The 4634-nt window shown below is 73.4% G+C and carries 4 protein-coding genes; all 4 read right to left on the bottom strand.

Annotated elements, in window-relative coordinates; all coding sequences use genetic code 11:
• A partial coding sequence (locus E1286_RS46185; RefSeq protein WP_223190948.1) for a hypothetical protein occupies nucleotides 1-1056 on the bottom strand: 1056 nt, incomplete at its 3' end.
• Nucleotides 1053-2291: an acyl-CoA reductase gene (locus E1286_RS46180; protein ID WP_132623595.1), complete on the bottom strand. Its 1239-nt coding sequence runs from the start codon at nucleotides 2289-2291 to the stop codon at nucleotides 1053-1055. The genes E1286_RS46180 and E1286_RS46185, both read right to left, overlap by 4 nt.
• Entirely contained in the window at nucleotides 2291-3340 is a 1050-nt protein-coding gene (locus tag E1286_RS46175; protein WP_246075718.1) for a LuxE/PaaK family acyltransferase, read from the bottom strand. Before E1286_RS46175 ends, E1286_RS46180 begins: the two co-directional genes overlap by 1 nt.
• Nucleotides 3337-4634 (bottom strand): AMP-binding protein (locus E1286_RS46170; RefSeq protein ID WP_342776342.1); only part of this gene is annotated, 1298 nt, incomplete at its 5' end. The genes E1286_RS46175 and E1286_RS46170, both read right to left, overlap by 4 nt.

Below are 4634 nucleotides of genomic sequence, written 5' to 3'. Positions count from 1 at the left end.
GTGTATAAGAGACAGCACCAGCACCAGCCCGGCCAGCAACAACGGCAGATAGGTCGCCTTCGCCCCGCTGAGCGCCGCCAGCAGCACCACGAACGCCACCCAGCCCCGCGGCGAGCGCTCGCCGGTCAGCAGCAGCACCACGGGAGCGAACAGCAGCGCCCCGAACGTCTGCGTGGGGCTCGCCCACACCGTGAACATCGAGCGCGTGCTGAACACGACCTCCTCCACGAGCACCGGCCCGAACAGGAAGTACGTCACCCCTGCCGCCGCCGCCCCGGCTCCCCAGCGTCCGCCCAGCCGCCGCCCCACCAGCACGACCAGCACGACGGTCGCCGCCGCCATCGGCAGCGTGGACAGCCGGTAGACCAGCGTCACCGGGTCGATCCCGGTCACCCAGCTCGTCGCGGCCATCTCGGCGTAGACGAACCAGTGGTACGACAGCGGCTCGCCCAGCACGGACGGCAGCGTGGGCGGCATGTGGTGCCGCAGCTCGCCGACCAGCGCCAGGTGGTAGGGCATGTCCACATACGCGTCGGTGACGGGCACCCGGTAGAGGAACAACGTGCTCCACACCACCAGGAAGCCGACGATCCCCGCGACCACCCACGCGCACCACATCGGCATGCGCTCGCGTACGGCCGGGCCCCGCCAGTGCCGCCGCAACCCCGGCACGCACGCGAACGCGACCAGCACGGCGGCGGGCACCGCCGGCACGAGCATCGGCAGCCCGGCCGCCCTGGCGGGGATGTAGGCCAGCACCTCGACCGCGTACCCGAGCGCCAGCCCCGCCGCGAGATCAGCCGGCCCGCCCCCGGTCAGCGCCCGCCACAGCAGCGTCCCCGGCAGCATCACCGCAAGGCCGACGTACGCGGCGAAAACGACCAGCTCGCGGGCCGGCACCCCGCACCACAGGAACGCCGCGACGGCCAGCACGCACACGACCCCGGCAGGCGCCCACCGGCCGAGCTCGCGCCCGGCCCCGGCAGGCAGCAACTGAGCGAGCTCGCGCCCGGCCCCGCCGGGCAACAGCGTCCTTCCGGATGGCTGCGTCGTCACCGGATGACGGTCACCAGCCGGGTGAACTCGGCCGGCAGGTCGACACCGTCCCACACGCGGTGGAAGCTCAGCGCACCGCCGACCGGCACCATGCGGTCCACGCCGCGCCCGGCCAGCCCCCGGGCCAGCTCCTCCAGCTCGTCACGGCCGAACCCGAAGTGCGTCATCGTCTGGTCGCGCCGCTCCACCAGCGGGGCCAGCTCGGCCAGCGACGCCAGCCGGGCGTGCGCGAACGTCCCCGCGCCCAGCCACCGCCGAGGCGCCGCCGCCGCGGCGGACAGCCGGACGCTGGCCAGCGCGTTGCCGCGGAACTCCACGCTCTCGGCCAGCCCGTCGGCGGCCAGCCCGTACGTGGAGACCCGTTTCTCCACCGCCATCGCCGCGTCGACCCCCCACCCGCGCACGGTCACCACCCGTGCCACGTGATCGGTGAAGTCGGCCCGCGCCGCCTCGCAGTCACCCTCGTCGCCGACCCAGAACACCGTCCGCGGCGAGGAGCAGGCCGCCTGGTCGAACCAGTAGGTGTCGTTGACGAACCCCTCGGCGGCCGTGACCCGCGCCGCCCGCGGCGCGCACAACCACGCCGCCGCCCGCACCACCGCGAACGACGAACGGTCGGGGAAGGTCAGCTCGCGCGCGTGCGGCGCGAGCGGGTGCCGCCGGATCTCCAGCACCGTACGGTCGCCGCCCCACACCACCCGCAGGTCGCAGGCCGCGGACAGGGCGGAGGTGACGGCGTCGGAGCGGTCGTAGGAGACGATCCGCTGGGTGGCGGCGATCACCGGGTCGGCGCCGTCGAGCGTCTCGTGCAGCGTGTCCAGGATGACCTGGGCCACGGCACCGGCGCGTGGCGACAGGCGTACGACGTTGCGGTTGCCCATCAGGGCCGACAGGGCCCAGGAGTAGACGAAGACCGTGTCGACGTTCGCGGGCGGGACGTGGAAGACCAGGCCGCGCGGGACGCGTACGTGCTCGCCAGCCAGGCTCTCGACCGTGCGGGCCAGCTCGCTGGGGCGCAGGAAGAAGCCGAGCGAGCCCAGCTCGGGGTGGCGCCGGGCCAGCGCGGGCCGCAGCAGCCGCCGCCCGAACGCGGCCAGGAACGCGCGTACGCGCTCGTCGCCGACCTCCAGCCCGCTGTCCAGGTGGAGCGGCAGCTCCTGCACGGGCACCCGCCCGGCGGCGGGGAACCTGACGTCCACCGCAGGGACGTCGAGCGTGGTGACATCGTCCAGCATCAGCCCTGCCCCATCGTGTCGCTGCAGCCGCGCGCCTCCGCCCGCGGCAACCTTCCGAGGACCTCGAACCGCTTGCCCGGCAGGCTCCCGTCGTCGACGCCGCGCACCACACCGAGGTCCTCGGTCAGCAGCACGTGGCCCGGGTACGACGTCGGCAGGGTGCTGACCACCTCGATCAGCCCCGGCACACCGGGCGGCGCCTCCCGCCACGTCTCGGGGTCGCGGATCACGACGTCGGCGAAGTCGGGGCAGTAGAGCCCGTCGCCGTCGGGCCCTTCGAGGAAGACCGTGCCGATCTGCTCGACCATCCCGTAGAAGTTGTGCACCCTGGTCAGCCCGCACTCGGCCGCCAGCCGCCGGCGGAACTCGGCGTTGCCGACCGCCTGCTCGGCCAGCCGCTTCCAGCCGCCCGAGTGGATGAGCACCGCCTGCGACAGATCCGCCCCGAGAGCGCGCAGATGCAGCCACACCATGAACGTGAACCCGAACACCAGGAACCGCTCGCGGCCGTGACGCGCCAGGAACTCCTTGACCGCCTCGGCGTCCACCCGCCCCTGCTCGTCCAGCACGAACGTGTGGTCGCGGCCGAAGTTCATCATGCCGAGCACGCCGGCGCCGCGGGCGCTCAGCGTCGGATCGCGTACGACCGAGCGGCTGTCGACCACCAGCATCGGCAGCCGCCGCTCGCCCAGCACCTCGCGGAGCGTGGCGGCCAGCATCCGGGTCTGCGCCGCGGCGGCCTCCCGGTCGAGGTAGATCCGGCTCGGCCGCTGCCCGGTCGTCCCGCTGGACGTCAGCACCCGGAACACCTGCTCCTCGGGCACACTCCGCAGCTCGTGCGTCTTGAACAGCCGCACCGGCAACCACGGCAGATCCGCCACCCGCTCGTACGGCGGCCGCGCCCCAACGGCGTCGAGAATCCTCCGGTACGGCAGGCACGCCTCGCGGTGCCGCTCGGTCAACGCCACCAGCCGGGGGAGCAGCACCGCCTCTTTCTCTGCCGCCGCCAGCTCGAACACCTTCACCGCGTCCCCCCTCGCCGGGCTCACGTGAGCGACTCCAAGGCGCGGTAGTCGACCTTGCCCGTGGGCAGCAACGGGAGCCGATCGAGGCTGCGGACGTCGAAAGCGCTCCAGTGCACCCGCAACTCGGCCGCCAGCCGTCGGGCCAGGGCCGCGCGGTCGGCCGAGGGCAGCCCCTCCGTCCACACCGTCACCCGGTCGTCGCCGCTGGTGACCGCGAGCGGACCGGCGTCGCGCAGCAGGCGTTCGATGTCGTCCATGTTGACCCGGATGCCGAACGCCTTGGCGATGCGCCGCAGCCGTCCGGTGATGGTCAGGAAGCCCTCCCCGTCCAGCTCGCCCAGGTCGCCGGTTCGCAGCATCCCGCCGAGGTCGTCGCCCCTGGCCAGGTCGTCGGCGGTCTCGGCGTAGCCCATCATGACGTTGGGCCCGTGGTAGACGACCTCGCCGGCGTCGACGCTCAGCCGCCCGCCGGGGATGGCCCGGCCCACGGAGCCCGGCTTGTCGGCCAGCCGCTCGGGCGGCATGACGGCGATCCGGGCCGTGGCCTCGGTCTGCCCGTACATCACGTAGAACCGGTCGGCCTGCGCGGCGAACTCCTTCACCAGCGCCTCGTCGAGCCGCCCGCCCGCCTGCGTGAGCGTGGTGAGCGAAGGGTGCCGCGCCCGCTCGAACCGCAGCCGTCGCAACATCTCGTACTGGTACGGGACGGCGGCCAGCGACGTGCAGGCGTAGGTGTCGACGTCGTTCCAGAACGACCGCTGGAGCAGCGAGTCGTCGGTCAGCACCACGGTCGCGCCCGTGATCAGGTGACTGTTGAGCACCGACAGCCCGTAGCTGTAGTGCAGCGGCAGACTGGTGGGCGACACCTCGTCCGTCCCGATCTCCAACGCCGCCGCGACGGCACCCGCGTTGGCCATGACCGCCTGCCGCGAAAGCCGTACCAGCTTGGGATTCCCGGTCGACCCGGAGGTGGCCAGCAACACCCCGAGCTCGGGATGCACCGCCGCCCCGCCGGTCGTCTGGGCGCGCGGCGGCCCGTCGGGCGCGTGGGCGAACCCGAGCAGCGCACCCGGCCGGAACCGCTGCACGAGATCGGCCAGCACCCCGGCCGGCAGTTCGGGATCCAGCAGCCCCACCGCCCGCCCAGAGCACCAGGCGCCGAGATACCGCAGGACAGAGGCCAGATCGTTCCGCATCCCGCAGAACAACGGCCCCGGCGGCAACCGCGTCACGATCTCCGCCGCCCGCTCGATCCGCCCGGCCAGCTCGCTCCCCGCGACGATCCCCGACCTCCCGGAAGCCCCAGGAGCCCCCGGAA

The organism is Nonomuraea terrae (assembly GCF_004348995.1).
In the GTDB taxonomy this organism is placed as follows: Bacteria; Actinomycetota; Actinomycetes; order Streptosporangiales; family Streptosporangiaceae; genus Nonomuraea; species Nonomuraea terrae.
This window is presented reverse-complemented; position numbering and strand designations above follow the sequence as displayed.

Coding starts and splice junctions, on each gene's coding strand:
- E1286_RS46180 (WP_132623595.1), bottom strand. CDS start 2,291: ATGCTGGACGATGTCACCACGCTCGACGTCCCTGCGGTGGACGTCAGG.